This is a genomic window from Coleofasciculus sp. D1-CHI-01, from assembly GCF_040218875.1.
In the GTDB taxonomy this organism is placed as follows: Bacteria; Cyanobacteriota; Cyanobacteriia; order Cyanobacteriales; family Coleofasciculaceae; genus Coleofasciculus.
Map to the genome: position 1 here is coordinate 1 of NZ_JAVJQP010000115.1, position 4,519 is coordinate 4,519.

Consider the following 4,519-nt stretch of genomic DNA (forward strand, 5'->3'; position numbering starts at 1 on the left):
GTGCCGTTGTTGGAGTCCAGGAGGAATTTTTCTTTTGTAGGGGTTTATACATGATGCCACCTCAGTTACCTGATGATTTATTGAATCCAGCTCAATCCTGGAGGAAACTCTATCGTTCTATCTCCTCATCGCCTATCCAGATATCCAGGGTACTACGATCTTCATCTGTAGCTATACACAAAATTCCCATACCATCTACCACAGGCAAAATGGCTCCTCGACAGGAGATGGGTAACACAGGATGGTTGAAGTCACGACTATTCACTCCCCACGCTACGGCAAAGCCGACAGATGAAGAGCGAATTGTTAAGGCATCACATATATCTTCGACCATCAGTGGCAATATTTGGTAGGGAGATGTTCTCCAGCTCAAGAAATTCCCCAGTGGACTTTGAATATCAGAATTTGTCCTCTGAATAATTAAGGCAGGATAGTTACTCCAATGTGCATTGTAAGCAAGTTCGGCTGTTAGGGTTAGCCACCAGTATGCCCAAGACGGTAATAAATCACCATTATCAATTAGGCAACGTTTCCACGGTTCGAGAGCGTCGTAATCTATCATCCAGGCGGTTGTTCGTACAGAACGTTCCACCTGAACGAGTTTGCTGCCCAACTGTAAATCCTTCTCTAGTAAATTTACCGAGAGTTTACTCAGAGGAATACTTCTCAAGACATCGCTTGTTGTCATACTAAAGCATAGCTCTATCCGCGACTAATAAAAAAATTAACCACTTTATTTTCCTGATCATACTCAATTACATATTGTTCATAGTCAACTCCAAAAGGAGAGACTCCCAAATCATACAAGTCTGCATTTTCTCGGACTTGCTCAGGTCGTCCAAGAATCTCTCTTACTACTTCTCGGGACATACGTTTGTGTAAAACTTCCCGTTCTAAAGCAGGAACCATACCAATGCGAGGATTATCACGCTGATGTTTTTTATATTGCGCTCTCCATAATGCGGAATCAAAATTTCCCGTAGAAACAGTGGTACTCATCACTTTCACCTGATTATTAGAGGTAATCACTGAACCCTTACCTGTAACCATTAATAATAGTGTTATTGCCACAATGCCTGACACGGCTGCTATAACAAATTTCATCTTAAAATAATCTCCTGATATTCGGAGCAAACTGCGACACTATTGGGCAGATGCATTACCTTCAGGTACTGGTTGTCCACCTCTCCCTGGTGTTCCATCAGTTAAACCATGTTGCCACAAAGGAACTTGATTACTCCAAGCAAGCTTACTGCTTTGATCAATAACAATCAGTTCTCCATTATCGCTTGCCTGTCTAACTAAATCAGCTATTTCTGCATCATTTGCCTCAGGATTATCGATAGCAATTTGCCGTCCGACTTGGTTATTATATAAATCCATAGCCTCGCGAGTGGCTGGGTTCCCTGGCAGTGCTTCATGAGCTGTGGTGAATTGATTAGTCCACTCTTCTCCAAAGTTTCTGACCAGTAAGCTGTTCCAATAAGCGTGACGGAAGGCATCCCGGTGACCATCATTACCTACCCATTCTGCTTGACGTTCATTCGGTACATAGGCAGGTATATTGCTTGGCTGAGGAAATTGATTCTCTGATTCATTAAATGCTCGATTTTTAATCGTATTAAATGTATTCAAGCCCATTAATCCACGATTAAAACTAAGATTATCCAGCAATTCTGCTTCTGTCTCGGTTACACGATATTCCCCTGTAAAAGGAATAGGTATAGCACCCAAAGCTGTGGGACTCCAATTCGTAACTTGATCATCCTGAACTTGATAATCTCTAATTATCTGCTTCAGGGTAGGTTTTTCAGATTCATCATCATCACGCTGAATAATTGGCTCAGCTTTAGCTTGCAGAGTTATATTTTTAGACTCAACTGCCTGAACAACAGGCTCTACTTTTCCTTGTACGAGTTGCCGGGATGTGGGAGGATTAATCTGTTCAACGACTTTGGCAGCTACGGTATCCGCTTCCTGTTCGTACTTATCTCCTGGTTGCCCAACTGTTAACTTTCTCTGGAGTGGAGTCAAAGTGCGTGGCGTTAGGGTGGGCATTCTCTGTCCGACAACATCAGCAACTGAAATTCTTGATTCGGACTGAGGCTGCACTGTTGGCGTTTCTGTCTCCTGGGAACCCTTGGCTTCTAGACTTCGCATCACATTCGCGGCTAGTCTATCCGCCGAGTCTCTGGAATACTCCCCTATTTCCTGCGACTGAGACGATTTTTGATTTGGCTTGGGTTGAATCGAAAAATGCCCTAATTTAGACGGACTCTTACTTTTTTTCTGTGCTGTTGTTGGAGTCCAAGAGGAATTTTTCTTTTGTAGTGGCTTATACATGATGCCGCCTCAGTTACCTAACGATTTGCTAGTCCCAAGCCGATTTGCTCAAGAACTCTCCCTGATCGCACCTAGATCAAGCGATTGCCCTAGTTTGAGCAGCTTTGAGATAACAATAACAGTTTGATTGAGAGAATCAGGTTTTCACCTAGCCCTCAATATTCAATAGCAACTCGAACATTCTGTCTTCCTGATGTACCCTCCCTAAATTCACAACTTCCCGAAAATCCATAATATTCCTTATCTTCTCGTGTCACCGTACCTGGTGTTCCTGTTACCATTTCGCAAGTCTTGTCATGAATCTTTACGTAGCCGCTAATACTTCCCTGCTCCCATGTAATCTGTGCGCTAACTTCACCAATATCAGAAGCTTGAGCTTCTTTAAAATTTAGTTCAACTCGTTGTGCATCCTTGTCACGCAACAGAAAAACGTTGTTGGAATGAGCGTTGTAATGATTATCATCCCAAAAAATTGTAATATTCGCTGATCCGGAGTACGTTTCTACACTTTCACTCATACAAGAAACCTGTAGTAAAACAAGTGTAATTATTAGGACAACCTTCAAAAAATACTTTTTAATTTTTATTTTCTCTTCCTCCTAACTAAGAGTTATAGAATATCTGAGCTGAGCATACTGAGCTGAGCATAAAAGCAGCGTGTGTCTCAGTTACATAGAATATACCTGCTTTTTATTTGTATTTAATTTATATTAGTTTCGATGCAACCTGCGCCAAAAACAATAAATCAGTAGCTACAAATTTATAACTGGTGGAATCAAACCAACCATCTGTACCTGCAATCGCACCAATCATACCTGGATCAGGAGTAAAACTATCTACTACTTGAAAATTTACCCTAGAACTGTTTTCTTTGTTCGTAAACATAAACTCACGAGTGACATCAAAAGCTGCTCCCGAAATTGTTTGCTCTCTTCCCCAAGTATGACTTAAATTTAAGCCAGCTCCACGACTACTTTCTGCTCCTGCACTAACATCAACTCCTTTAACTGGAAGTGAAGCACCTAAAGTGGCTTTCTGCCCAGCACTCAAACTACCACCAACAGTTGTGCTTGATGTTTCTTTAACGTCATCAGTCTTGAATCTAAAATTCAGGCGCAGTGTAAAGGCTAGCTGACCATTAAGCATATAATAGCGTGAGGTTAGAGAATTAGCTTCAGCCGTTAAACCTCTGACTGTTTGACGACTAGCGTTTACTTCATCTAATACCCAAGCAGAGTCATTCCCTTTCAGAGGGACTTTACCAAATTTTGCCGAAACATGGAATCGTGCCGCCGAATCATCATAAAATAGATCTTCTTCAATCATTTTCCAATCCCATTGAAGAACTTTCATCTCACTGTATTCAATAGGATTTGACCTTGTACCTTCTTCCGGTTCATCATCACGTTGAATAATCTGCTTAGCTTTAGCTTGAAGAGTTGGATTTTTATACTTAAGTTGTCCCTTATCAAAAGTAACTTCTCCATCGGGAAGAATTTCTGAAGTTCTCTTCTCTGAACCAGCCTGTTTAGTTTGTAACTGACTACCTGATTGTTGAACCACATGGGTCAACTCATGCGCCAACAACTCTTGCCCATCCCGACTTCCTGGATTATATTCTCCCTGCTTAAAAAAGATATCCGGACCCGTCGTAAACGCCCGGGCATTTAAGGAGCGATTAAGCTGATCAGCATTGCTATTGTTATGCACCCTCACCCCACTAAAATCAGCCCCAAAAGCCTGTTCCATTGGCTCTCTAACGTCCTCGGAAAGCCCCTGTCCGCTACCTTTGGCTTGTTGAATACTTTGCTCAACAGAAGCATCAACCGCACCTCCACCAACTCCGCCATCACGCATCACTGTCGGCTGAGCTACTGGTTCTACTTTTCCTTGTACAGGTTGCTGGGACGTGGGAGAATTAATCTGTTCGACGACTTTTGCCGCTACTGTGTCGGCTTCCTGTTCGTACTTATCTCCTGGCTGCCCGACTGTTAACTTTCTCTGGAGTGGACTCAGGGTGTGTGGAGTCAGGGTAGGCATTCTCTGTCCGACGACATCAGCAACTGAAATCCTTGATTCTGACTGAGGCTGTACCGTTGGCGTTTCTGTCTCCTGGGAATCCTTGGCTTCTAGACTTCGCATCACATTCGCGGCTAGTCTATCCGCCGAGTCTCTG

5 protein-coding genes are annotated in these 4,519 nt (G+C 42.7%); all 5 read right to left on the reverse strand.

Going from position 1 to position 4,519, the window contains the following annotated elements:
• Positions 1 to 109: 109 nt before the first annotated feature.
• The gene (locus tag RIB93_RS20780; protein ID WP_446375183.1) at positions 110 to 688 is read right to left on the reverse strand and encodes a hypothetical protein; all 579 of its coding nucleotides are present in this window, start codon (positions 686 to 688) and stop codon (positions 110 to 112) included.
• A gap of 14 nt (positions 689 to 702) precedes the next feature.
• On the reverse strand, positions 703 to 1,071 hold the full coding sequence (locus RIB93_RS20785) for a hypothetical protein (protein ID WP_446375185.1): 369 nt from the start codon (positions 1,069 to 1,071) through the stop codon (positions 703 to 705).
• A gap of 72 nt (positions 1,072 to 1,143) precedes the next feature.
• Positions 1,144 to 2,343 carry a DUF6973 domain-containing protein gene (locus RIB93_RS20790; protein ID WP_446375187.1) on the reverse strand — a complete coding sequence of 400 codons (1,200 nt, stop codon included), beginning with the start codon at positions 2,341 to 2,343 and terminating at the stop codon, positions 1,144 to 1,146.
• A gap of 155 nt (positions 2,344 to 2,498) precedes the next feature.
• Complete coding sequence (locus RIB93_RS20795) at positions 2,499 to 2,861, reverse strand: hypothetical protein (protein ID WP_446354148.1); 363 nt, start codon at positions 2,859 to 2,861, stop codon at positions 2,499 to 2,501.
• Between the two features lie 187 nt (positions 2,862 to 3,048).
• Positions 3,049 to 4,519: eCIS core domain-containing protein (locus RIB93_RS20800; protein WP_446375189.1), on the reverse strand; the 1,471-nt coding region annotated here is incomplete at its 5' end.

Coding starts and splice junctions, on each gene's coding strand:
- RIB93_RS20790 (WP_446375187.1), bottom strand. CDS start 2,343: ATGTATAAGCCACTACAAAAGAAAAATTCCTCTTGGACTCCAACAACA.
- RIB93_RS20780 (WP_446375183.1), bottom strand. CDS start 688: ATGACAACAAGCGATGTCTTGAGAAGTATTCCTCTGAGTAAACTCTCG.
- RIB93_RS20795 (WP_446354148.1), bottom strand. CDS start 2,861: ATGAGTGAAAGTGTAGAAACGTACTCCGGATCAGCGAATATTACAATT.